The organism is Picrophilus oshimae DSM 9789, assembly GCF_900176435.1.
GTDB classification, from domain to species: Archaea; Thermoplasmatota; Thermoplasmata; order Thermoplasmatales; family Thermoplasmataceae; genus Picrophilus; species Picrophilus oshimae.
This window is the reverse complement of the sequence record NZ_FWYE01000004.1, coordinates 177,182-203,219: the sequence shown is the minus strand read 5'-3', so window position 1 is coordinate 203,219 and position 26,038 is coordinate 177,182. Positions and strand designations below refer to the sequence as shown.

Sequence of the window (26,038 nt, the reverse complement as noted above, 5' to 3'; positions counted from 1 at the left end):
GGTGCAATAGGCTCAGGTCCATACACAATAAAGAGTGTATCATCCGGTCTAAGCACCATAGTTCTTGTAAAGAATCCAAACTACTGGGTAAATGGCCATGCATCACAGATACCTGCAATAGCACAGCCAGCACACATACCGGAGATAGTAATAAAATACGGATTATCACATACAGACCGTCTTGAGGACTTCGATGATAATACATCCCAGATCAGCGAGGTTGGTCCATCATCATTTAAGCAGATAATCTCAGGATTCTATGATAAATCAGAGGCAAATGGAAACCTTGTTAAATCATACAAGGTTCTTGGTGCATTCTATATATCAATGAACACACAGAGATCATACACAAAGAATTTACACTTCAGAGTGGCTTTTTATGATTCATTGAATTATGCAGAGGAGTTGACGATATATAATAATAACTACAATGGAACACCTGAGGCATACCTTGAGCTTGGACCATTATCACCACAGTACGGTAAGGCATACTACAATCCTGATAGCTTCCCGCTGCCAAAACAGAACATAACAGCTGCAATACAGAACCTGACAATTGCAGGTGATGAATGCCACTTCTACGTTGTGTTGCCAAACGGAACAAAGATCGGTGATAAATCCGGAACGGATCTATCATCACATACGTTTACAATAACAGGAACCTCACCCCCAACGGCACTGGAATCAGAACAGGTGACCATAGCGATAGATTCATTTGATAGTATTGGCCTTAAATTTACAGCGGCATATGTAACCGAGGGCGTTGTTGGTAGCTGGAATACTGCAGCAGAAACTCCACACTTCGTTGATCTGGCCTGGGAGCCAGATTTCTCCGATCCAGTAGGCCAGCAGTTAATGGCCATGTATGATATTGTTGATGGTGGTATTGGGAACAAGGCCTGGGTTGATAATTCAACGCTTCAGCACTATTTTAATTTTCTTGACTTTATCAATACCACGGAGCAGGTAAATTATATGAAAAACGTTTCAAAAATAGTCTATGAACAGTACGCATATATATGGCTGCCGGTACCATACGCATACTACTTTGTTCAGCCATATATCCACGATTTTCAGTACAATACATTTATGGGATACTTCTATAATTTAATGTACATATCATACAACGGATCATCAAATAATTCTTTTTATACAATGCATAATCTAAATTACAATACATTAAACGATTTAATATCATGCAATGTAATAGCAGCAACAAAATTCTTCCAAATTTTTTGATGTACAATTTTAAAAATCATGTTAATTTTTATAACCAGAATTATTAAAGAGAATGATCATTTTTAAAATTCTTCAGTCATGATAATAAAATATTAATAAAAAGGTTTATATTTTATTTAGTGTTATTTTTCTATGAATAGATATATAAAAAATAAAATTCTTATCTCAATATTAATAGTCTTTATATTGCTTGCAACATCATTTTTCACCGGCAATGTCAATTCAAATAACAATATTCAGGAAGGCTATCTAACATCAGGTTCATTTAATAATATTTACACACTGGGCGAGGTTGGCGATATAAATTATTTAAATATATTCCGGGCGGAGGGAGTCTGCGATTTTTTCCTGCTTAATGAGATATACCAGAGTCCTGCAATTATGATGCCGAATCAGAGCATAGAACCATGGCTTGCCTCATGCTATCATGAGTACAATGTCTCAGACAAGAATATAAAAACATTTGATCCGGTTACAGGAACAAATGAAAATGTAAGCTACATCTGGCTTTTAAAAATAAGGCCCGGTATAGCCTGGACAGATATAACGGGAAAAAATATGGATTCCACATACGTTTTTACAAACTATACAGAGTTTAACTCAACCTCGGGCAACGTTTATAAATATAGATACAAAGATTTTTACAACGTTGAAACGGGAAAAAACCAGACATGGAATAATATAACAATGAAGACATATTATCTCCAGGCAGCAGATATTATTCTATCATGGAAAATCCTCTTTGATTCATTTGATTACACGGGTGAATTCCAGAACATAGTAAATATTGTTCCATTGAATAATCTAACAGTTGAATACTATCTCGATAACCAGTCATCATCCTTTGTGCCATGTACACTTACTGTTCCGGTAATTCCATATCATATATGGATCAATCATGATTATTCATCAACACCGGGTCTATGGAATTACTCGCCAAATCTTCCGGCAGATAGCTCATATAATTCATGGAATCTTGATTATAACCCTGTAACAGGAATAGCGGGCGGCCTTGTTGGAAACGGCCCGTTTATGATTGTCAACGGTTCATCATACGCAGGAAGAATTCTTTTTAATAATTACTGGGAATTATCAAAAAATCCATCGTTTTTCACAGTAAAATACAAGAATCTAGGCATGTATTATCCAAAGATCAGCGGCATAAAAATGATCTTCTTTGCGGAGTACTCTGCAGCCGTTGCTGCTGAATCAAAGGGCGAAATATACTCAATAGTGCTGCCACCACCGCCATCCTTTATACCAACATTAAAGGCCATACCTGATACATACATTTACGATAAGGTTTCTACCGGATATAATTATGTACAGATGAATTCCATGGAGGCGCCATATAATATAACAGCCTTCAGGCAGGCAATAGAATACGCCGTGAATAAAAATTATATAGCGTCTGTTGTTTTCCAGGGTTATGATATACCAGGAACATCAGTGGTTCCAGTTTCAGACACGTTATGGCATGATAATAATATTCCGGCATATAATTACAATCCAAACCTTTCAATGAGAATTATATCAGAAATAAAAGGAATGCATTTTATTAATAATCACTGGTATTATCATAATAAAATGGTTACAGCGGATATACAGGTTGCCAGTGCATCAATAGATCCAAACATAGTTGAGGCCATGGAGGTTATAGCGCAGGAGCTTGACAGTATTGGCATAAAAACAACAGTCACAGAGGAGGCTTCTGAAACGGCATGCCAGAACACAATAGATTATAATTTTAATATGATAACATGTCCAATAACCGGAATAGCAGGATACCCAGGCGGATTCTTCCTCGAATTTTATAACATACAGGGCAATGGCACGGGTCTTTACTACGGACCATTCACATCGATGGCCTTTAATAATAGAACATACACGGGAAGCCAGATAACATCGCTTTTAAACAATTTAACCGAGGAATTAAACTCGGAATCATCAGTTGATAAAATGATAAATACATCAGATGAAATACAGCTGATAGCGGCCGATGAGGCAACCATAATAAACCTTGGATATAAAATAGATACAATACCAATAACGAATTCAACATTTACAGGAATAATAAAAGACAATCTTGGCATAGAAAGCTTCTGGTACTGGAATTTTCTCTCATTGCATTATAAATCATTCACGCAAGGTAAATTAAGAACCGGTATTGGAATATACGTTTCCACAAATTCGGAGCTGTATTACAACGGTCAGTATGGAAATGCTACTGTTAGCGTTAGATACCAAAATGGCACACCGGTTTACCATGCCATGGTATTTATAGGCGAATCCCCACCAGGCATTATATTAAATGTATCATCAACAACAGGATTTACAAATAATTATGGAACTTACAAATTTGAATTTAAGATTATAGATGATAACCAGCTGATATATTCGCCAGGATACATGAATTCCATTAACATAACTGCAACTGCAGATTTGAATGGTTACAGACCGGTATCAAATTACACAGATATATATGCATCACCGCATCAGATTCGTTTAATTATGTCCGGAAGCACCGTTTTATATCCTGGAAAATATGATTATATTAATATAACGGTGCTAAACGGCAGTAAACCGGTTTCAGGCTATTCCTATAATATACAGGTTCCCAGCGGGGCATTGAAGATATATCCAATGCCTGGCCAGGGGATATACAATACATCAAATAATTACATTGGCATAGCAGAAAATGCAACATTGATAAATTATAATATAACCGGGGTATACGGTGAAACAGGATCAAACGGCATCATTGAATTGAAGCTTGGCTGTAACAATTCACTAAACTTCACGGCCAATGGAGATTTAATACATACATGGATCTTCCTTGGAAATTACTCTTCCGGTGTTTCAATGCCTGGAGAATCCGGATACACCCCAATAATGGAGCTGGGTTCACAGCTTCATGGCAATTATGGCGATGAAGAACCTGTTGAGATACCTTTAACAGTATCAAAATATATCGTTCCTGATATAAGAATTGATTATTCAATGAATTCTAATGGAACCTATAATATAAGCGCATATGCCTCTTTAAATAAGGAACCATTAAACAATTATAATATATCATTAACAGCGCAGAACATGCTTGGTCCAAATCGTGGATTCTTTAGCGATTCTGTAAACGGCTTCAATCCAAACTCATACTTTGCCTCAACATTAATGCCTGAGGTAAATATAACAACGGTAAATGGATATGCAAATACAACGTTCTATCCATGGTTCTACATTCCACTGGAAAATCCATATAATAATGAATTCATAACATTTATAAAGGATAATATAACATCAATGTACACACCTGCTGACGACTTTATTATAAGCGCAATATCACAAAATTCAAGTGCAAGTTCAATAATATATTCAAATCAATCGATAATCCAAAAACCTGTAAAAACATATATAAACATTAATATTTCAAATTCAGTAAGAATAGAAAACTCATTTATATTGGATTCCGGAGATCATGTATTGAATATAATATTAACATCTGGCAGTTTATACGGTCCCGGGATAAATGGAACATATGAGTTTATATACAATGGGAGATCTTCAAATTACACAGCTGTAAACGGTGAGTCACATTATTTATTAAATGTAAATAAAAATACGTCCATTGAAATAGTTTACAACGGCACAGTGTATAAATACAATATCTATGCAAACACATATATAATTAATAGAAACAGCATTTACCTGTATTTAATGATAATTTTCATTGTGGCATTCATAATTGCAATGCTTCTATTGATAATAAAAAGAAATCATTAATATAGTAAAATACATTTTACTTTTTATGAAGTTGGCTGTACTAATAGGCTGGAACGGCTCAATTATAGGCTCATTTATAAGGGCTGCCAGGGAAACAAATATAGATTTAAAGATAAAATATCCAAGGCTCGATCCGGTTGATGATGATTTTATAAATTTTATTAATGAAAGCGATGCTGTTTTCATACATCATTTCTCAGGCGAGAGCATATACAGTGATATATTATCAAAAATAGAGAATATTATATCAAAAAAGGATCTTGTAATAGCGATAGATCCTGTTCTAAGCAGATATTCAAAGATGGATCCAGGGGTTCAATCAAAGATCTCTGATTACTACTTTTATGGTGGCTATGAAAATATAAAAAACATGCTTTTGTATATAAAAAATTTAATAGAGCCGTGTGATTATGAAGAGCCTAAAAAGCTGCCATTTTCAGGTATATACAATGAATCAACCGGAAATAATTATAAAGGCTCTGTCGGAATACTTTTTTACAGAACCGCCTGGGCCGATAATGATACAATGATAGTCGATGCATTAATAAAGAGTCTTGAGGATCATAACCTAAAGGCCATTCCGGTCTTCACAAACGGCTTCGGCGATAAAACAAGAAATATAGAAAGTGCCGAGGAATGCATAAAAAAATACTTTTTAAATAAGGTTGATGCCGTAATAAACATGCTCTCCTTTTCATTAATAAAGGAAAACGATAAAAAAACGCTTATTAAAATGAACGTTCCTGTGTTCCAGGCATTGATATATTATTACAAAACACCTGAGGAATGGTTGGATTCCAGCGGCCTTGACGTCGTCAGCACAATAATGAGTGCAATGATACCTGAAATGGATGGAACAATAGAGCCCATAATAATCGGTGCAATTGAAAGGGTAAGTGAATCTGGTGCAGTATACAGAAAACTTGTACCATTAAATGATCAGATAATATACATGGTAAAAAGGATAGAAAACTGGATAAATCTAAGAAGATTAAAAAATAATGATAAAAAAATAGCAATAATATTACACTCAGGCTCATCATTTAAGGATCTTGAGGCAAACATTGGAACCGCAACAGGACTTGATACTCTTGAATCCGTTGTTAACATATTAAAAATACTCAAAAACAACGGTTACGACGTTTCAGTTCCTGAAAATGGCGGGGCACTTGTCAGGGAGATAATGTCAAAAAAGGCGATACCTGAGGGTAAATGGACATCAATAGATGATATAATTAACGGAAACTCATTTTATAAATTAAGCATAGATGAATTTAATAATTACTTTAACAGCCTGCCGGAATACTCAAGGAAAAAAATTATAGGGCGCTGGGGCATCTTAAATGATAAACGCGATTACATGGTCATGGACGGGAATTTTATAATACCGGGGCTTTTATATAAAAATGTTTTTATAGGCGTACAGCCAAAAAGGATAACATATTCAGACGATGTTAATAGCATAAGATCAATACACGATTCTGAAACTCCTGTGACCTATTACTGGCTGGCATTTTATTATTATATCGGGCACGTATTCAAGGCCAATGCAATAATACATGTTGGGACCCATGGAACCCTGGAGTTCACACCCGGAAAGGGCCTTGGTTTATCAGGTTCATGCTTCCCTGAGATATCAATTGGAACCATGCCGCATATATATCTTTATTCAACAAATGTACCAGGTGAGGGTATAATAGCAAAGAGGCGCAGCTATGCAGTGCTTTTAGATTATATAACGCCGCCAACAGCCTATGGTGATATTCCTGATGATGTAAGAAAACTTGAGGATCTAATAGATGACTTTGAGGAATCAGAAAAGAGTGAGAATAAAAATAGATCAGGCATGATAATAAAAAAAATAGAGGAAACCTGCAAAAACCTTGGACTTGATATAAGATTTGACGATCCTGGAAAGGCAACGCATGAGATAGAGCATAGATTAAACCTTTTCAAGGATTCAATAACATCAAAGGGATTATACACTTTTGCATCGAGCATCGATGATAACGATTTAATAGAATACGTTTCAACCGCCAGGCGCTTTGAAGTTGATCCAGAAACGGAGAGAAAAAAGATAATTAATTATTTAAATGGCCTTGAAAACATTGAGGAAGCAGATAAAAAAATAATAGAAAATCTAAGAATTTCCGGAATTAATGAGGAAAGAAACCTTCTAATGGCATTATCCGGGAATTACATAGAAACCGGTCCTTCAGGCTCACTGGCAAGGGGTAGATACGATGTTATACCATCAGGCAGAAACTTTTATGCTGTTGATCCATTTAAGATACCAACAAGATCATCATTTGAAATCGGAAGGATACTGGCTGAAAAGCTTATAAAAAATGAGCTGGAAAAAAATAAAAGGTATCCAGAAACTCTTGGATTTATTCTATGGTCAACGGATATTTACAGGTCTGACGGCGAGCTTGTATCACAGATACTTTACACCCTTGGCCTTGAACCGGTATGGCAGGAGGGCACCAACAAGATAAAGGATGTTGTACCAGTTCCAATTGAAAGGCTTGGCAGGCCAAGAATAGACGTTGTAATACAGGCCAGTGGTATAGTGCGTGACAATCTATTTAATGTAATAGAATTAATTGACACCGGCATAAATAAGATAGCTGCATTAAACGAAGGCGATGATGTAAATTACATTAAAAAGCATTACAGGGAGCTTAATCATCTAAACAGAATCTTTTCATCAAAGCCAGGCTCATACGGCTCCGGTGTAAGCAATGCTGTTGAATCCAGCAGCTGGAAATCAGAAAATGACCTTGCAGATGTTTTTATAGAGTGGATGGGCTATTCATATGGAAGGAACAACTTTGGCACAGAGGCAAAAGGCAATCTAATAAGCATTTCATCCAAAATAGAGTCAATAGTGCATAAAAGGGAGATTGATGAGATAGATATAATGGACGATTCATGCAATTACAGCTATGCCGGCGGGTTCTTCCTTGCATCTAAAAAGGCCGGCGCAAACCCGAATTTAATGTTCGAGGATACATTTAATCCATCAAGGCCCAGGGTAAGAACGATGGGTGAGGAAATAGAAAGAACCGTTGTTATGAAGCTTCTAAACGATGACTGGATATCATCGCAGAAAAAATTTGGATACCGCGGCGCCACAGAGATGTTAAAAAAGATCGAACACCTTTATGGCTGGGCTGCCACAACGAAAATGGTCAATGACAGAATATTCGATAGAATAGCTGATAAATTCTCATTAAATAATGAGATGAAAAACTGGTTTAAAAATGAGAACCCATGGGCATACAATGAAATAACATCGAGACTTATTGAGGCAAACAAACGCGGCATATGGAATACCGATAATGAAAGGATAAAGGCCCTGGAGGAATCATACATTGAAATGGAGGGTGAAACAGAATGAAAACGGTAAATTTTCCATTCTCGGCCATTGTAAAACAGGATCTGGTCAAGCTTGGCCTGTTAATAAATGCTATAGACCCTGGAATAGGCGGAATATTAATAATAGGTCCAAAGGGAATAGCAAAGACAACAATGGTAAGATCATTATCAGAGATACTTCCGGAGATAAAGAGCACCGGCTGCAGGTTTAACTGCGATCCTGATGATGAAAACAGTCTATGCGATGAATGTTTAGATAATTTAAAAAATAAAAAATTAAAAACAGTCTATAAAAAAATAGATATAAAGGAAATACCATTAAGCGCCACAATAGATCGTGTTGCTGGCTCCCTGGACGTAAAGGCAGCCCTCCATGGCGAGGTAAGGCTCAACGAGGGCATCCTTGGCGAGGCAAACAGAAACATACTTTACATAGATGAGGTAAACCTGCTTGACGACAGTATTGTCGACGCAATACTTGATTCTGCAGCAACCGGCATAAACAGGGTGGAACGTGAAAACCTTTCATATGTGCATCCTGCGAGGTTTATACTAATAGGTACAATGAACCCGGAGGAGGGTGATTTAAGGCCGCAGCTGCTTGACCGTTTTGGTATATCGGTCACCGCATCGCTTCCGGAGAGCATTGAAGAGATGGTTGAGATATCAAAAAGGGTTGAGGATTTTAACAGGGATCCAGTATCTTTTCAGGAAAGATACATGAAAAATGATATTTACATAAAAAATAAAATTATAAATGCAAGAATTAATCTTTACAGGATAAAAATCGATGATGATGACTTAAGGTATTTAGCCTCAAGGATCATGGAAAAAGGTCTTGGCAACAGGGCAATGATTGCAGCCGTGAAATCAGCAAGGGCCATAGCCGCATATTATGGCAGGAAAAAACCAGATAAAAATGACCTTGACCTTGCACTTTACTTTGCAATGAATCACAGATCAAAGGATGTAAAAAAGCCGGAAATAAACAATAATATAAACAATGATTTTGATCATAAAGATAATAAAGATGGCAGCAATGAAAACGATAAAAGCAGCAAAAATGATTATGAAATTCATAATCAAAAAGGCAATGAAAAGGATGTAAAATCCGTGGAGTTTAGAATAAAAACATCAAATGATTCCGGCAGGGTATCTACTGGCTCCGGATTTAACAGGGCATCATTTAGACCAGGAAGCCATCTTGATATCCATGGAACGCTTTTAAACATGGCCATGAACATGGATAAAAGTGTAATGCCATACGATCTTTCCTTTAAATCCAGGATATCACAGGGATCAATGCCATTCATAATTGCCGTGGATGCAAGCAAATCCATGAAATTTAAGAGCAGAATAAATGATGCGATAAACATATCATCAATGATATTAAAAGAGGCATATGTAAAGAGATCAAGGGTATCCCTTGTATCCTTCTCCGGAACACAGGCGAGTTTAATATCATGGTTCAGCAGGAACTTTAGCAGCATAGAGGCCTCATTGAGATCCATAAAAAGCTCCGGGAAAACGCCACTGGCTGATGCTCTAAGGCTCTGTGCCGATATTTCAAAACGATATAATAAAAAAACGGTATCATTCTTTCTCACAGATGGCCGTGGGAACTATCCTGATGCGTCATATAAAAGGATATACGATGCTGCAGAATACCTTGGAAGGTACAGCAGAGTCTTTGTTATAAACGATGATGACTTTTTGCCAGGATATAATAAAGCAATAGCCGATGCATCAAATGGAATTATATTAAAAAAGGACGAAAATTTAATCTTTGAGATAAAATCAAGGATATTATAAAAATTTTGATGTAGGAAAATTAATATACATTTTTAATAATTAATGATGGATTAAATGGACATAGAAACCTTTATTGACAAATGGGAAAAGGATCTGCTTGATACATCAAAGAACAATAAGATGCTTTACTTTGATGGCAAAAACTTTATAAAGATTGTATCACCAAGGATGTCCACCCTTTATGATAACCTTGTTTTAAAGGGAAAATCAATGAGGTTCCAGGAAAATGATGATGAGCACAGGCATGATGAAATAACACTTGCAAAAAAGGATTATGGAAAAAGATCGCTTTACAATTTATATTATTCATCAAGGAATTCAATAAATGAACATGGAATAAACACGCTTTACGTTTCACTTGGTATCTTAAAATGGAAGGATGATTTTAACAACGATATAGAAACGCAGATCTTTTTTATACCCGTTGAGATGCAAAGGCGTTTCATGAAGGATTACTCAATAAATTATATTGATGATGATATAATATTTAATCCAAACATAAAGAAGAGATTTGATGCCCTTGGCATAGATTTTAATTATGATATAAATTCAACAATGGATCTTTCAGAGGCAATGAAAATACTAAAGAATTCCATTAAGGGCACAGGCTGGAAGGTTATTGAATCATCATATATAGGTACAATATCATTTACAAACATAACAATATACGAGGATATAAGAAAGCATCATGCAGAGATAGAATCAAATGATCTGGCAAGAATACTTGCAAAGGATTATGAAAAGTTAAATGAGATAAACAGGATAATGCCGGCGGACATAGATTACAACGTCAGGAATGTGCTTGATGCAGATTCAAGCCAGCTTAAGGCAATATACGCGGCAAGGAAGGGTGCAAGCTTCATATTAATAGGCCCTCCAGGGACGGGAAAGAGCCAGACGATAGCAAACATAATAGCGGATTCCATGTACCTTGGCAAGAGCGTGCTCTTTGTCAGCGAGAAGAAGGCCGCCATAGACGTTGTTAAAAAAAGGCTTGAAAGGCTTGGTTTTGATGATTATATACTTGAATTCCACAGCAGCAAGGTAAAAAGCGATTTTATCAAATCCATTTATAAATCAATAGAGATGCAGAAGAACGTCGAGATGCCGCAGGAGCCAAAGGACCGCTTCACATGGATCCTTGACAATTATGTTAACGCGATACACAGGCGCCGTGGGAACATGCAGATATCAATATACGACGCTGTAAATAAATACATAGAGAATCTAACAGATTTAAACATAGAGATCAGCGATAATTTATTGAATATAAACAAGGATGCCTTTGAGGAAATAGAACTTGACCTAACGGAATTCGATGATTACATCGATATCATTGAGAATTATTATTCAATACCACTGCTAAAGCTCAAGGATGAGGATTACAAAAAACACAGCTCTGAGTTCTATGGCATTATAAAAAAACTTTACGATGATCTTTTAAAATCTGAAAAGTATAATAATATAATAAGTAACAATCTTGGAATAAATATATCATCTGTAAATGACATGATAAAATCAATAGATGTAATAAAAAGGCTCGATAAAAGCATAATTATAAAGGATGAAAGGCTCTTTGACAGGCATTTTATTGAAAACCTAAAAAACATGCACGATCAGATGGTTAAAAAGCAGGAGGAATTCAATTCAATGCTTGCAGAGATAAAGAAGAGGAGATCCGAGGATTTTCTAACCATTGATTTAAATGATCTAAAGGAGAGGCTGCTTTCTTATGGTTCAGTTTTTAAAAGGATGTCATCAGGATACAAATCGATGGTAAACACAATATTAAACTTAAGCAATGATAAATCAAGAAAGGACTATAACGATATTCTTGATGATATAAACTATGGCATTGCCATGCTTAATGTAAAAAAGGACATAGAAATATTAAAAAATGCAATAGAAAGTATATATCCAGATTACAGCGATGAAATTTATAATTATGTAAATGGCATAATAAATGTTTACAGTGATGTTCCGGATTCAATTATAAAATTTATTACATCAGGTTATTTAAACATTGAAAAAATAATGGAGGCAGAATCATTATTCATAGACATTTATAAAAATACTGGGTTTATAAATAACATGTTCCAGAATTTAAAAATCAGCGACAGCGATATATTTTCATGCAATATAAATGATCTTAAAAAATTCATAGATTCTGTTATTTCCCAGGATATAATAAAATTCATAAAATTCAGGGATATGATGAAATCCCTTGGTCTAAAGGGCATAAGATTGAGTTCAATACTTGGAAACAGGGTCTCGGCAAATGACATAATAAAGGCATTTAAAAAGGCATTCTATTCAAAGTTTATTGAAAGCTACATAGACCCATCGGTAATGCCATTTGATAACGATCCTGATAGCATAATAGCCAATTTTAACAGAATAAAACATGAAAGGTATATAACAAACTTCATAAAATATGATAAAAGGAGAATAGATATAAACAAGACCATTGTTTTATCAAGGCTGAACGAGAGAAGAATCGATTCAATAGCAAAGAACCCGGAGGCAATAAGGATAATAAAGACCGAGAATGCAAAGAAGAAGAATTTCATGCCCATAAGATCGATAATATCATCTCTTGGCGATTTTATTTTTAATATAAGGCCATGCTTTATGATGAGCCCGTTAACCGTAAGTGAATATATTGATCCGGAAATAAAATTCGATCTTGTGATCTTTGATGAGGCCTCACAGATAAGAACAGCAGAGGCCATAGGATCAATTATACGTGGAAGGCAGGTTATAATCTCTGGTGATGATAAGCAGCTCCCGCCAACGACGTTCTTCCAGGGTATAGACGAGGAACCTAATGATGAGAATTATACAATACTCGAGAACATACTTGATCAGTACGATTCAATGAGCCTGAACAGGATACAGCTGCGCTGGCATTACAGAAGCTATGATGATAAATTAATAGCATTTTCAAACAAGCATTTTTATGACAATACACTTGAAACGTTTCCATCTTCTTATATAAATCCTGACGATTCCGGTGTCTTTTTTAATTACGTCGGCGGTTCATACGATCGTGGGAAAAAACGTATAAATGATATTGAGGCCGAGAAGATAGCAAATATAGTAAAGGAGGAAATAAATTATGTTAAACCGGATCATATATCAATAGGCATAGTCACATTAAATGAATCGCAAAGACAGCTAATAACATCAAAAATTGAGGATATATCAAAAGACGATGAAATAATAAAGGATGCATTGAACAGGGACGCAATCTTCGTAAAGAACCTTGAAAACGTTCAGGGCGATGAGAGCGATGTTATAATAATAAGCCTTGGCTACGGAAAGGATAAAAACGGAAAGATGACAATGAACTTCGGGCCTATAAACGCTGCGGGCGGTGAAAAAAGATTAAATGTTGCAATAACCAGGGCAAGGAGGAAGCTAATAATCGTTTCATCCTTCATGCCCGAGGATATAAAGATCAATGAGAACACCGCCCTTGGAGTAAAACTATTAAAAGAGTACATGGAATTTGCTATAAGCAGCGATGCATCATATATGAAGATAAAGAACAACGATATGATCATTGATTACATATACAGGGAGCTGCGTTCCAGGGGATTTAACATGGAAAAGGACATAGGATTTTCAAAGCATAACATACCACTGGCGGTTTTAAATAACACAGGTGATAAATACATACTTGGCATTGAAACCGATGGCTGGACATACTATGAGATGAAAACAGCCAGTGAAAGGGAGCGCATAAGGAAAAACGCCCTGGAGGATCGTGGCTGGCATGTATACCGCGTCTGGTCACTTGATTTTATAAAAAACATGGACGGCGTAATAGATGATATAATAAAAACGATATCAAATTTAAATGAAAATGCAATGCTCTAGTATAAATACAATTTTATTATAACCGTTTCATGGACATTTCATGTAAAATAGCATCGATTAATCTCAAGAATCCATTAATTCTTGCATCAGGCATACTTGACGAGAATGCATATACAATGAAAAAAATTCTTGAACATGGGGCCTCGGCGGTTGTTACAAAATCGATAGGCATGTATGAGCGCAGGGGTTTTGAAACACCTGTTATTTACGATGAATATCCATACTTTATAAATGCAATAGGACTTTCAAATCCAGGTATAGATGCATTCTCAGGTGAGATGGAGATATTAAGGGGAAGCAATGTCATAGGAAGCATCTTTGGAACAGGTCCGGAGGATTTTTCATATCTTGCAAAAAGGATGGAGGATTACGGTGCCATAGCCGTTGAATTAAATCTTTCATGCCCGCATGTAAAGGGTTTTGGCCTTGAGGTTGGTTCAGATCCTGGGCTTGTTGAATCAATAGTTTCTGAGGTCAAATCAAAGGTGAATATACCTGTTTTTGCAAAGCTAAGCCCGAACACACATGATATACTTGAGGAGGCGCGGGCCGCTGAAAAGGCAGATGCACTGGTGCTTATAAATACATTAAAGGCCATGAAGATTGATATAAACGCAAGGATGCCAGTTCTAAGCAACATCTACGGCGGTCTTTCTGGAAGATCAATAAAACCCGTTGGTATAAGATACGTTTACGAGGTATCAAGGGAATTAAAAATTCCAGTTATAGGTGTTGGCGGCATAGAAAACTATGAGGATGCAATAGAGTACATCATGGCAGGGGCCTCGGCCGTTGAAATAGGTACCGGGATCTACAGGCACGGCAAGAAGATATTTTCGGAAATAACCAATGGCATACTAAATTTTATGAAGGAAAATAATATAGAATCACTAAGTGAGATAAGGGGATGTGCTATAAGATGAAATACTCGTATATTATAAACAATGTAAGGGAAAATGAGAAAACACATACAATATTCTTCGATGCGGACTTCAATGCCATGCCAGGGCAGTTCATAATGGTCTGGGTTCCCGGATACGGCGAGATACCGTTGTCATTATCATACACAGGAAAGCCAAAGGCGATTACAATAAAGGCATACAATGAACTTGGCATGAGATTAATAAATTATAAAAAGGGTGAAAGGCTCTTCTATAGAGGGCCATACGGAAACCATTTCACGCTTGTTGACGGCAAAAAATTAATAATAGCTGCAGGTTCTGGAATAGCGTCAATGCATCCATTAATAGATGATAATTCCATTGTAATAGAGAGCCTGAAAAATGGCTCAGACATTATATTCGAGGATGAATTAAGGGACAGGGCCATATTTACAACGGACGACGGAAGCCGTGGTATAAAAGGTCATGTAATAGATGCCTTAAAGGATATAAAACTGGATGATTTTGATATTATATACGTATGCGGCCCAGAGTTAATGATGAAATCAGTCTTTGATTTCTTAAAGGATAAAAATGTAAGGGCAGAGTTCTCGCTTGAGCGTGAGATGAAGTGTGCTGTCGGCATCTGCGATTCATGCTCCATTTCCGGGATACAGCTCTGCACGGAGGGGCCTGTATTTTCAATTGAAAAATTAAAGGAAATGCCTGAATTCGGGGTTTCAAGATTGTCCTATTCAGGAAAAAGAATCTTCATAAAGGTTTAATATTATTAAATTATATTATTTCATGGAAAAATCCATCGAGGAGCTTTGCATTTTCAATGAGGATAATCTATGCTATTTGCACAAGGGCTATATAACAAGATGCAGCCTGTGCTTCAATTTTAAGACGGCAGAAAAATTATTATATCAGGGCAGGGGACTTTACAATCTCTTTGATTATATAAAATACAGGAAACTCGATTACATATTTCCGGACGGAAACGAAACCCAGAATACACTGGAATAATTTAAATTGTTTATAACGATTATGTAGCGGGCCCGTGGGGTAGTTAGGATATCCTGTTGGCCTTCGAAGCCGAGGACCCGGGTTCAAATCCCGGCGGGCCCGCTTTATTTCTCTGATAGACCAAGCATTTTTGCTATTTTTATATCATTCTCCACCCAGGATTGATCCGGGGCCTGTATTATATAATATCCGTCCAAATCATCATATTTATCAGAGCTTTTAAGCAATTTATAGTACGGCCTCCTGGCAGGCCATTCTATGGCTTTTGTATCTATAAATTCTCCATGTACATTGTTAAAATACTCTTTTAATAATGATAGCCCATGCTCGTAATTGTATCTTTCCATGTCTGAAACACCTTTGAAATGCACTGCAAGATGTTTGTAAACGTCAAAATCGCATTCAACATCGTTGTTTAAAATTCTGCCTGCAAGCTTCATTGCAGCACAATCACTGTGTGGCATGTATATAATCCTGTCAGGTTTAAGCGATTTTATTTTTTCTATTATATCATAGATTACGCCGCCGGCGTTTCTTATTATTATATCCGCCCTGTTCTCAAGATATCTGGATAAGCGGTAATCCATGCATGATATTAATACATCCATGAATGCAAATGTAATAATATTATATATCTTTATATTAATTCATTTTGATATTACATTCTCTGGCATCACCATGGAAACAACAAAGTTTGGCTCATCAACAATCTCACTTATCCTGAGATTGCCGGCAACACTGCATAATATGTAAGATTCCTCCTCTGTTATGTTTAGCTCCCTTGATAGGTAATTTATCATCTCTGATGTTGCCTCCACTGCCGCCTTATAAATATCATTATTTATTCCGGTCGTTGCTATTACATTCCCTGAATAGTTCTCATTTGAGTATATTATCGGTGTTTTTAAATTGCGATTCTTTATTAACCTAATTTTTATTTTTAAAACAGCGGAGGTTTCTATTGCGGTTCCACAGACCTCGCCATCGCCCTGGGATGCATGCGGATCCGAAAATGATATGAGCCCACCATTAACGTTTACAGGGAGCAAAACCTTTGATCCAGATCTTATTAATCGGTTATCCATGTTGCCACCAAAGTGCTGTGGCGGTATCATCTCATATTTTCCAAGCGCAGGTGCCGTGCCAATTATGCCTATAAATGGGTTCAATGGTATTTTAATGCCTTTTAGAAAGTTTACTCCCCTGGCATAACCATTTTCAATGTCCCAGATAAATAACCTTTCATTGTATCTATTTTTTAAAAGGCCAAAATTATTTATTATGGCACTCCAGCCCCATCCTCCTGTTTTTATATCATATATCTCAACCTCTATGGCATCGCCAGGCTCTGAACCATTTATATAAACAGGCCCAACTGCCGCATCAACCCTTGAGTTATCTATTTTCATATCCCTTGAATCGTACCTGATCTGATTCGTTGATGAGTCCGGTATATTTATATTTAAAACGTCACCATCGTTTATGTAAATAACAGGCTTATTAATTGCATTCCATGAAAAATGGAGATTCTTATCATCAAAACCATCTATATCAAACATAAAACTTAATATCATTTTATATCTAAAGCTTTTTTAAAAGATATTTACCTTTAAAAAACAATATATGTTTTTTATACATACACTTTTATGATTGAGGATAAAATTGCAGATTTTGTTGTAAGATCAAAATATGAAGATCTTGATGATGATACAGTAAATGAAATAAAAAAGCGCTTTGTTGACGCCGTTGGCGTTGCCTATGCATCCATGGATTCACCTGCATACAATGCAATAAAACATCTTGCAGATTATTCACAGGGCAATGCACTTACATTTGGAATAAAAAATACAGAACCAGGACTTTCCGCATTTATAAACTCGCTTTTAATAAGATATCTGGATTTTAATGATACATACCTTTCCCTGGAGCCATTGCATCCCAGTGATATGTTCGGGACAATAATCTCCGCGGCATCATTGTTTAAAAAAACCGGCAGGGATATAATAAAGGCCGCTGCAGTCGGCTATGCGGTTTCAATGAAATTCTGCGATTCAACGACATTAAGAAAGAAGGGTTACGATCATGTTAATTTTACAGAGATCGGCATGGCAGCAGCTTTATCATCATTATTAAACTTTGATATTGATCAGACAATAAACACGATATCAATAGCGCTGGTACCGCATATAGCATTGCGGGAGAGCAGGGTAGGAAGCCTTACAATGTGGAAGGCTGGTGCAACCGCGGAATCATCAAGAAACTCCATTTTCGCAGCCCTTGCAACGCTACATGGATTCACGTCGACGAAGACGCCGCTTAGCGGTGAGCTTGGCTTTGTAAATATAATAGCCAGGGACATAAACAAAAACGTTTTTGATGATCTCGATGTAAATTACATGAAAAAAACGTATATAAAAAAGTATCCTGTTGAGTACCATGCACAGGCCGCAGTGGCTGCATCATTATACCTATCAAATAAAATAAGCGTTGACAAAATCAAAAAAATTGATGTTTACACATACGAGGCGGCAATATCCATACTTGCAGACAAGAGCAAATGGAACCCTGAAAACAAGGAGACTGCCGATCATAGCCTGCCGTTTATAATAGCCTCAACAATGATAAACAGATCATTCTGGCTGGAGAACTATAATATTAACGAATACAGGAAGGCCCGTGATTTAATGAAAAAAATAAACATCATAGAGGATTATAAATACACAAATGAGTATCCAGAGAAACTGCCAATAAAGATTGTAATAAACGACGATATTGAAAAATATATAGATATACCTGAGGGCCATTATAAAAGGCCAATGAGTTTAAGCTCAATAGAGGGAAAATTCATTAAATTAACAAATAACAAAAAATTACTTGATAAACTATGGCATTTAGATTCCATGGAGGCGATAGAGATTGAATGATCTTCTTGATTATGATTTTTTAACCGTTCCTGGTATATTTAACGGTTTCTCCGCAAGGCTGGCCAGGCAATCAGGCTTTATTGCAGGCTACCTGTCCGGGGGTGCACTGACATCATCGATGGGCCTTCCGGACCTTGGCCTGATATCATTAACTGAGCTTGAGAATTCTGTAAGAATCATAAAAGAGGTTTCAGACATAAAGATCATTGTTGATGCCGATACAGGCTTTGGCGAGGCCCTGTCAGTATACAGGACATTTAAGGTTCTTGAAAGGGCGGGCGCAGACGCCATTCAAATAGAGGATCAAAAGATGCCAAAGAGGTGCGGCCACCTTGACGGAAAGGAAATAATAGATGCATCAAACATGGTTGAAAAGATAAAGGCTGCAGACATGGCCAGAAAAAATGCATTGATAATAGCAAGGACCGATGCCAGGGGTGTAACAGGTATTGACGATGCAATTGAACGTGCAAAGATGTACATTGAGGCTGGCGCCGATATAATATTTCCAGAGGCATTAAAAACAAAGGATGAATTCAGGTACTTTTCATCTATGGTAAAGGCACCGCTTCTTGCAAATATGACAGAATTCGGAAAAACACCGTTTATAACTGCAGATGAATTTAAAAAGCTTGGATACAGGTTTGTTATATTCCCTGTTACCGCATTCCGGGCTGCAGCACTTGCAATGAAGAGATGCTATGAGGCACTTTATAATGATGGAACGCAAAAAAATATAATAAACGATTTAATGACAAGATCCGATCAATACAAGGTTATAAACTATGATTTTTATGCAAATATGGATGGTAAAATAGCTGACTGGAGGCATGCCAATGGACGTTGATCTTGGACTTGAAAACACATATATAAAGCATACGAAGCTTACATACATCGATGGTGAGCTCGGTGTACTGAGATACCGTGGATACGATATAAACGATGTTGTAAACAATCTATCGTTTATGGAAACTGCATATCTAATGCTTTACGGAAGGATACCTGATTCAAAAGAATTAAAATTATTCAGTTCATACATAGGCGATGGAAAGCTTCCCGAGAGGATCTTCTCAATGATCGATACATTTCCAGAAGGAGATCCACTCTCCATGGCATCATCTGTTTTTGCAGCACTTGCAATAGATAATAATATGAAATGGTCAATTGATGAAAATAAGAGGAATGCTGGAAGGATAATAGGTCTATCATTTAATGTCTTTGCAAATATATATCTTCATATAAAAGGAAAAAAGCTTTACAATATAGATTTAGGCGATCCTGTTAGTGGTTTTCTCAGGGTTACAAATAACATGGACCCAAAAAATGTAAAGGCATTTGAGGCAGCAATGATACTATATATGGATCATGAGATACCTGCATCCACAACAGCGGCCCTTGTAACCGCATCGACGCTATCAGATATGCTATCATCATTATCATCTGCAATGAACGCATTGAAGGGGCCGCTCCACGGTGGTGCTGCGGAAAACGCATTTCTTGAATTTCTCGATATTGGCAGCCCGGAGAACGTTAAACCATGGTTCAATGAGCATATAATAAAAAACAGGGAAAGGCTAATTGGCTTCGGTCACAGGGTCTATAAAACATACGATCCAAGGATTAAAAAGTTCAGGGAGCTTTCGATGTCCCTATGCGATGAAAAAAATAGGATAATACTTGATACGGCGCTGGAGCTTGAAAGGGTTGCCCTGGATTACTTCAGGGAGAAAAAGATCTATCCAAACACGGACTTTTTCTCTGGCCTTTTATTTAATGAGCTTGGTTTTGAACACTGGTTTTTCACATCATTATTTGCACTTTCCAGGGTAACCGGGATACTGGCGCATATAATAGAATACAACGAAAATGAACAGAGGCTGATAAGACCAAGGGCCATATACAATGGCGATGGTGAGAGATTTATAAAAAGATAGGTGATTATTATGGACAGAATAATGTTTGAAAATGGAAGCTGGATAGTACCAGAAAAGCCTGTAATTTTGTATGCAAATGGAGACGGCATAGGTCCTGAGATAATGGATGCAACCAGGAAGGTTGTGGATGCTGCCACGGCCATGGAGAAAAAATCCATAGCATGGAAGGAGATCCTCCTTGGAGATAGGGCCGAGGAATTAAAGGGCGATAGATTTCCGGAGGAATCAATAAAGGCAATAAATGATTACAGGGTTCTTTTAAAGGCGCCTTTGAATACACCTGTTGGCAAGGGCTTTAAATCGATAAATGTTAGAATAAGGATGTTGCTTGATCTGTACGCAAACATAAGGCCTGTAAAGTTCATGCCGGGTCTTGAAAGCCCATTAAAAAATCCAGAAAAGGTTAATTTAACGATCTTTAGAGAAAACACTGACGATCTTTACCTTGGCTATGAATGGAGCTACGACACGGATGAGGCAAAAAGGATAAGAAAATTCCTCAAGGACGAGTTTAACATAGATATAAGCGACGACTCTGGTATAGGCATAAAGCCAATGAGCAGGTATAAAACACAGAGAATAACAAGGCTTGCGGTAAAATATGCCATGGATAACAATCTTAAAAAGATAACAATAATGCACAAGGGAAACGTCATGAAGTACACAGAAGGTGCATTCAGGGAGTGGGCATATGAAACAGCACTGAATGAATTTTCTGATTACGTATCAAGAGACGATGATAAAAAGATAATAATAAACGATATAATCGCGGATAACATGTTCCAGCAGATAATAACCAGGCCAGATGAGTATCAATTAATTCTTGCGCCAAATGTTGACGGTGATTACATCTCGGATGCGGCCGGTGCCTTAATAGGCAATATAGGCACGCTTGGCGGTGCAAACATCGGCGACAACGGTGCAATGTTCGAGGCTGTTCATGGTACAGCGCCAAAGTACGCCGGAAAGAACGTTGCAGATCCGCTTGGGCTGATACGCGGTGCGCAGTTAATGCTTAGATACATGGGCTGGAACCGTGCAGCTGATGCAATAGAAAAGGCAATACAGGCATCAATAAACGAAAAGAAGGTTACAAACGATCTTGCAAGGTTCTTTAACGTTGAGCCTCTTGGCACCAGGGAATACGGTGATTACCTTGTAGATAAAATAAAGGTATTAGTTTCTTAAATTTACATTTTTTATTGCAATTATAATCCCTGGTATTATCACTGGTATGGCTATGTATACCAGGTTTATATTTGTATAAAAGCCAAGGATTATCATTAAAAGCATGCCTGAAAAGACAATCGCAGAAATTAAAATATAGAATTTGTTATGGTTATTTTTCCCTGAGAAGAAGTAAAGGCCTGTAAAGCCATCCATGCAGAACTCTGCCAGCAGGAAGGCGCCTGATAGTGATAAAAGTTCTGCAAAGAAATTCTCTATTGATGGTATAAAAAGCATAACAGCATTTACAATCTCGGTTAATAATGCTATTATAATCAGGGATATTAATGGGCTTCCGCGTTTATCTATGTAGCCAAATGGCCTGAACATTATACCATCCCTGGCCATTGAATACCATGCCCTGCTCAGTATGTATGTTGTGAGCCATAGAGAGCTTGCGGTTGATGATATCACAGCTATGAGCATTATCCACGAATCGTCTGATATATAAGATGCCCAGGCAAATAATGGATCATCACTTAATGATAACATGCCTGCCGGCGTTTCCATTTCCATGAGCGTCATTGTTATAATATATATTATAAAAACAAAGATCAAACCAATGATTCCAGTTGTTCCAGGATATCTATTTTTATTCATTGATTCCTCAGAGGCATATGAATCTATCTCCCAGCCATCCATTATTGTTGCTATTGCCAGGAAACCGGCTATAAACATGTAAGGTCTTTTTATCTTTAATGGGTCAACCCAGGAGAATGAAAATTTGTTTATGTAATGCTCAGGAAAACCTTTTATTGCAAGCACAAGGAAGATTAAAATTACCGTGATCTCTGTTATTATAAATATCTCGGTTGCCCTGGATGTTGGTCTTGCCCCGAGTGCAAGGAATAAAAACGATATAAGTATCCAGAATGAGCCGATAAGGAATAAATTAACCGTGCTTTCCGTAACAAGTCCAAATAATTTTAAAAGATCCATTGTGTACTCGCCTGCAGGTATAACTATCGGCGGTATCGAGAAAAAATATGCAAGTGAAACTATCCATGACTGAAATCTGCCGTATCTATCCGAAACAAGATTTTTTCCCCAGACATAGGATGCACCGGCATTTGGGATACTTCTGTTAAATTTTTTAAAGATTAATGCAGCAAGGAGAAAGAACGGCATTGCAATTATAATTCCGAGCAGGGATTGAAATCTTAGATAATAAAATATCACGCCATACGAGGCTGCTATGCTGAATGCCGGTGCAACGCTTGAAACGGAAAGTGCTATCAGATCATTGAATTTATGAACGTTCTCCCTTAATGATCCAAACTCCATTAAAATCACTTAAATATATTTTATTTTTAGTAAATTCATTTTATTATATAACACTTTCCTGATATCTTTTTATATACAATTTATATAACGCCCTTATGACAATCATAGACCGGCTGAGAGATTCGTTTAATAATACATACTACGATACTGATAATAAAATACTGCATTTCTCAAAGCTGTTTCTTGTAATATCATTAGCATTTACCATAGCGGCGATGATTATTAACTCATTTTATTCGATTTTTCTATCATATAATATATTATTTAAGATTGGCATCATCATTTTTATAATTTCAAATATAATATATGGATACTATGCATCATATATTTATAATAAGGATAATATAGAGATTGATAACAATATCTATTCAATACTAATGCCGATGTTCTTTTTTATAGGCATAGCAAATGTAATAACTGGTATACCATCGGACTTTACATCAGGCATAATTATAATAATAGGACTGTTTTTTGCATTTTTTTACATAGTCTTTGATAAGGATCAGGTTTTAAAGAGGATACTATTAATAATAGGAATAATACTTTTAAGTTACGGGCTATCTTTATCTGTATCACCGCCATTTTATTTCTCATTTTCAGATTATTTTATGAACTCGGCCTACTGGGCAATAGCAATAATAATATTTCTTGTCTTTGATATAATATCACTTTTCTTTGGCAATGGATACATTTCAAGATTATTCAATTTGTCAGGAAAATCACTTGCAATCTTCATCTTTGGCATTGGAAACATATCCGGCGGTGCAATAATTCTTGGATTTTCAAGCGGTCCATATTTCAACGGGCTTTTATCTGAGGCCGACGTTGCAAGGATAATATATATATTTGCAGGCTCATTCTCAATAATAGCAGGTGTCTTTATAGTAATTTACAGCTTTTTATACTTCTATAATTCATTAAAGCGTGGGTATTACATTCATTAAGTATTATTTTAGATAAAAATATATCATTTTTTATTATACATAATCATGGTATTTGATAATCTTGGTGAGTATCTTAATTTTTTAAGGGAAAGGAATGACCTTGTTGAAGTAAATGATCCTGTTGACACAGATCTTGAGCTTACATGGATATTAAGCGAGGAGCAGCGTATTGGCAAAAGGAGATCGATGATCTTTAAAAATGTTAATGGCTATGACATCCCTGTTGCAGGCAATCTGTTCGCAAGCGATGAAAAAATAGAATACATACTCGGTGATAAGCCATTTAACATAGGAACAAAACTAAAGAATCTTGTCAGAATACCTGATAACACGGAATCAATGATATCACGCGGCCTTGAGATGCTAAAGGAGCTCAGCGGTTTAAAACCGCATATAGGCAGCAGAAAGGACTCGGAGTTTAATGTTCTTGAAAAGGTTGATCTAAACCGCTATCCGATATGCAAAACCTGGCCGGATGATGGTGGGAAATTCATCACAATGCCGATGGTTATTACAAAGGATCCTGAAACAGGCCAGAGGAACGTTGGAACCTACAGAATGCAGGTCTACGATTCAGAGACAACGGGCATGCACTGGCATATACACAAAGGCGGTGCCGAGCAGATGTCAAAGTATAAAAAGCCCATGGACGTTGCCGTTGTTATAGGCTCTGATCCGCTCACATTCTTTTCATCGGTTGCACCGCTGCCCAACGGTATAGATGAATTCTCCTTTAGGGGTCTTCTTGCAAGGAAGCGTATGGATCTTATTAAGGGTGAGACTGTGGATCTGGAATATCCAAGGAATTCAGAGATCGTTCTTGAGGGCTATGTCGATCCATCTGAAACAAGGCTCGAGGGTCCATTTGGCGATCATACCGGTTACTATTCCTTGCAGGAACAGTTTCCTGTGTTTCATATAAAAAAGATCATAGAGAAAAAGAATCCAATTTACACAACGACAATCGTTGGAAAGCTATGGCATGAGGATGTTAGAATAGGAAAGGCCATTGAAAGGCTGTTTTTACCATTAATACAGATTCAGATACCCGAAATCGTTGATTTAAACACCATGGAGGAGGGCGTCTTTCATGAAATGATCGTTGTTTCTATAAAGAAGAGGTACCCGGGCCATGCAAAGAAGGTTATGTTCTCAATCTGGGGAACAGGGCAGCTAATGCTTTCTAAGATTGTTGTAATAGTTGATGATGATATTAATATACATGACAGGTCACAGGTTCTCTGGGCCATAGCAACCAGGGTTGACCCGGCAAGCGATGTTTTAATAATACCAGGTACACTAACTGATAGTCTGGATCATACTGCAAGGACATTTAACTACGGTTCAAAGATGGGCATAGATGCAACAAAGAAGCTTAAGGGTGAAAATTATAACAGAACGTGGCCGGATGTGCTTTCAATGACCGGCGATATAGAGAAAAAGGCCGATGATATAATATCGAAATTAACCGGTAAAAACTAATGCAATATTAAAGATATTTTTAATTTGCATTATGATTAAGATAAAATATAATTTTTATCATTATGCATAACAAAATCATTTATATTATTATATAATGTTTAATTATGGAAGTCGATCCTGTCTGTGGCATGAAGGTTGAAAAAAGGATAGAAAGCGAGTACAACGGTAAAAAATACTATTTCTGCTGCGACCACTGTAAATCAGAATTCGAAAAAAACCCCTTAAAATATATAAGGTGA

Annotated in this window: 18 protein-coding genes and 1 tRNA gene; 16 read left to right on the top strand and 3 right to left on the bottom strand. The window is 36.8% G+C overall.

Annotated elements, in window-relative coordinates:
* The 9 genes from B8780_RS07425 to B8780_RS07385 all read left to right on the top strand — a co-directional run.
* A partial coding sequence (locus B8780_RS07425; RefSeq protein WP_236719417.1) for an ABC transporter substrate-binding protein occupies nucleotides 1-1,239 on the top strand: 1,239 nt, incomplete at its 5' end.
* Between the two features lie 132 nt (nucleotides 1,240-1,371).
* Nucleotides 1,372-5,019, top strand: coding sequence for an ABC transporter substrate-binding protein (locus B8780_RS07420; protein ID WP_084273224.1), 3,648 nt, complete (start codon nucleotides 1,372-1,374; stop codon nucleotides 5,017-5,019).
* A 25-nt stretch (nucleotides 5,020-5,044) separates the two neighbouring features.
* A complete protein-coding gene (locus B8780_RS07415) occupies nucleotides 5,045-8,422 on the top strand; it encodes a cobaltochelatase subunit CobN (RefSeq protein ID WP_084273223.1) in 3,378 nt (1,125 codons plus the stop codon).
* Entirely contained in the window at nucleotides 8,419-10,212 is a 1,794-nt protein-coding gene (locus tag B8780_RS07410; protein ID WP_084273222.1) for a VWA domain-containing protein, read from the top strand. Before B8780_RS07415 ends, B8780_RS07410 begins: the two co-directional genes overlap by 4 nt.
* Nucleotides 10,213-10,266: 54 nt before the next feature.
* Nucleotides 10,267-14,094, top strand: coding sequence for an AAA domain-containing protein (locus B8780_RS07405; RefSeq protein WP_084273221.1), 3,828 nt, complete (start codon nucleotides 10,267-10,269; stop codon nucleotides 14,092-14,094).
* Between the two features lie 29 nt (nucleotides 14,095-14,123).
* On the top strand, nucleotides 14,124-15,017 hold the full coding sequence (locus B8780_RS07400; protein WP_084273220.1) for a dihydroorotate dehydrogenase: 894 nt from the start codon (nucleotides 14,124-14,126) through the stop codon (nucleotides 15,015-15,017).
* Entirely contained in the window at nucleotides 15,014-15,760 is a 747-nt protein-coding gene (locus B8780_RS07395) for a dihydroorotate dehydrogenase electron transfer subunit (protein ID WP_084273230.1), read from the top strand. Before B8780_RS07400 ends, B8780_RS07395 begins: the two co-directional genes overlap by 4 nt.
* Before the next feature lie 22 nt (nucleotides 15,761-15,782).
* Nucleotides 15,783-16,004 carry a hypothetical protein gene (locus tag B8780_RS07390; RefSeq protein ID WP_048059411.1) on the top strand — a complete coding sequence of 74 codons (222 nt, stop codon included), beginning with the start codon at nucleotides 15,783-15,785 and terminating at the stop codon, nucleotides 16,002-16,004.
* Between the two features lie 28 nt (nucleotides 16,005-16,032).
* Nucleotides 16,033-16,106, top strand: a tRNA-Arg gene (locus tag B8780_RS07385).
* 2 nt (nucleotides 16,107-16,108) lie between these two features.
* Here B8780_RS07385 and B8780_RS07380 read toward each other — a convergent pair.
* Nucleotides 16,109-16,612, bottom strand: coding sequence for a carbonic anhydrase (locus B8780_RS07380; RefSeq protein WP_084273219.1), 504 nt, complete (start codon nucleotides 16,610-16,612; stop codon nucleotides 16,109-16,111).
* 39 nt (nucleotides 16,613-16,651) lie between these two features.
* A complete protein-coding gene (locus B8780_RS07375) occupies nucleotides 16,652-17,563 on the bottom strand; it encodes an acetamidase/formamidase family protein (protein ID WP_236719416.1) in 912 nt (303 codons plus the stop codon).
* 87 nt (nucleotides 17,564-17,650) lie between these two features.
* Between B8780_RS07375 and B8780_RS07370 the strand changes: the two genes are divergently transcribed.
* The 4 genes from B8780_RS07370 to B8780_RS07355 are packed head-to-tail and all read left to right on the top strand — an operon-like array spanning nucleotide 17,651 to nucleotide 22,050.
* The gene (locus B8780_RS07370; protein WP_084273217.1) at nucleotides 17,651-18,928 is read left to right on the top strand and encodes an MmgE/PrpD family protein; all 1,278 of its coding nucleotides are present in this window, start codon (nucleotides 17,651-17,653) and stop codon (nucleotides 18,926-18,928) included.
* Nucleotides 18,921-19,775 carry a methylisocitrate lyase gene (gene prpB, locus B8780_RS07365; RefSeq protein WP_084273216.1) on the top strand — a complete coding sequence of 285 codons (855 nt, stop codon included), beginning with the start codon at nucleotides 18,921-18,923 and terminating at the stop codon, nucleotides 19,773-19,775. The genes B8780_RS07370 and prpB overlap by 8 nt, the downstream gene beginning before the upstream one ends.
* Nucleotides 19,765-20,862, top strand: a complete 1,098-nt coding sequence (locus B8780_RS07360; RefSeq protein WP_153274239.1) for a citrate synthase/methylcitrate synthase — start codon at nucleotides 19,765-19,767, stop codon at nucleotides 20,860-20,862. The genes prpB and B8780_RS07360 overlap by 11 nt, the downstream gene beginning before the upstream one ends.
* 9 nt (nucleotides 20,863-20,871) lie before the next feature.
* Nucleotides 20,872-22,050 (top strand): NADP-dependent isocitrate dehydrogenase, encoded by a 1,179-nt coding sequence (locus tag B8780_RS07355; protein ID WP_011176969.1) that lies wholly within the window; start codon nucleotides 20,872-20,874, stop codon nucleotides 22,048-22,050.
* Here the strand turns inward: B8780_RS07355 and B8780_RS07350 are convergent.
* Nucleotides 22,039-23,373 (bottom strand): APC family permease, encoded by a 1,335-nt coding sequence (locus B8780_RS07350; RefSeq protein ID WP_084273214.1) that lies wholly within the window; start codon nucleotides 23,371-23,373, stop codon nucleotides 22,039-22,041. The genes B8780_RS07355 and B8780_RS07350 overlap by 12 nt on opposite strands.
* A gap of 95 nt (nucleotides 23,374-23,468) precedes the next feature.
* Here B8780_RS07350 and B8780_RS07345 point away from each other — a divergent pair, with 95 nt between their 5' ends.
* The 3 genes from B8780_RS07345 to B8780_RS07335 all read left to right on the top strand — a co-directional run bounded on the left by B8780_RS07345 (nucleotide 23,469) and on the right by B8780_RS07335 (nucleotide 26,038).
* Nucleotides 23,469-24,317 carry a hypothetical protein gene (locus tag B8780_RS07345; RefSeq protein ID WP_011176967.1) on the top strand — a complete coding sequence of 283 codons (849 nt, stop codon included), beginning with the start codon at nucleotides 23,469-23,471 and terminating at the stop codon, nucleotides 24,315-24,317.
* Nucleotides 24,318-24,362: 45 nt separating this feature from the next.
* Nucleotides 24,363-25,799, top strand: coding sequence for a menaquinone biosynthesis decarboxylase (locus B8780_RS07340; RefSeq protein ID WP_011176966.1), 1,437 nt, complete (start codon nucleotides 24,363-24,365; stop codon nucleotides 25,797-25,799).
* A 104-nt stretch (nucleotides 25,800-25,903) separates the two neighbouring features.
* On the top strand, nucleotides 25,904-26,038 hold the full coding sequence (locus B8780_RS07335) for a YHS domain-containing protein (RefSeq protein WP_083750375.1): 135 nt from the start codon (nucleotides 25,904-25,906) through the stop codon (nucleotides 26,036-26,038).

Excerpts from the sequence above, each read along its gene's own strand:
- B8780_RS07355 (WP_011176969.1), top strand. The coding sequence starts at position 20,872 with ATGGACAGAATAATGTTTGAAAATGGAAGCTGGATAGTACCAGAAAAG.
- B8780_RS07395 (WP_084273230.1), top strand. The coding sequence starts at position 15,014 with ATGAAATACTCGTATATTATAAACAATGTAAGGGAAAATGAGAAAACA.
- B8780_RS07340 (WP_011176966.1), top strand. The coding sequence starts at position 24,363 with ATGGTATTTGATAATCTTGGTGAGTATCTTAATTTTTTAAGGGAAAGG.
- B8780_RS07400 (WP_084273220.1), top strand. The coding sequence starts at position 14,124 with ATGGACATTTCATGTAAAATAGCATCGATTAATCTCAAGAATCCATTA.
- B8780_RS07420 (WP_084273224.1), top strand. The coding sequence starts at position 1,372 with ATGAATAGATATATAAAAAATAAAATTCTTATCTCAATATTAATAGTC.
- B8780_RS07370 (WP_084273217.1), top strand. The coding sequence starts at position 17,651 with ATGATTGAGGATAAAATTGCAGATTTTGTTGTAAGATCAAAATATGAA.
- B8780_RS07380 (WP_084273219.1), bottom strand. The coding sequence starts at position 16,612 with ATGGATGTATTAATATCATGCATGGATTACCGCTTATCCAGATATCTT.
- B8780_RS07335 (WP_083750375.1), top strand. The coding sequence starts at position 25,904 with ATGGAAGTCGATCCTGTCTGTGGCATGAAGGTTGAAAAAAGGATAGAA.
- B8780_RS07350 (WP_084273214.1), bottom strand. The coding sequence starts at position 23,373 with ATGGAGTTTGGATCATTAAGGGAGAACGTTCATAAATTCAATGATCTG.
- B8780_RS07410 (WP_084273222.1), top strand. The coding sequence starts at position 8,419 with ATGAAAACGGTAAATTTTCCATTCTCGGCCATTGTAAAACAGGATCTG.
- B8780_RS07345 (WP_011176967.1), top strand. The coding sequence starts at position 23,469 with ATGACAATCATAGACCGGCTGAGAGATTCGTTTAATAATACATACTAC.
- B8780_RS07375 (WP_236719416.1), bottom strand. The coding sequence starts at position 17,563 with ATGTTTGATATAGATGGTTTTGATGATAAGAATCTCCATTTTTCATGG.
- B8780_RS07405 (WP_084273221.1), top strand. The coding sequence starts at position 10,267 with ATGGACATAGAAACCTTTATTGACAAATGGGAAAAGGATCTGCTTGAT.
- B8780_RS07360 (WP_153274239.1), top strand. The coding sequence starts at position 19,765 with ATGGACGTTGATCTTGGACTTGAAAACACATATATAAAGCATACGAAG.
- B8780_RS07415 (WP_084273223.1), top strand. The coding sequence starts at position 5,045 with ATGAAGTTGGCTGTACTAATAGGCTGGAACGGCTCAATTATAGGCTCA.
- B8780_RS07390 (WP_048059411.1), top strand. The coding sequence starts at position 15,783 with ATGGAAAAATCCATCGAGGAGCTTTGCATTTTCAATGAGGATAATCTA.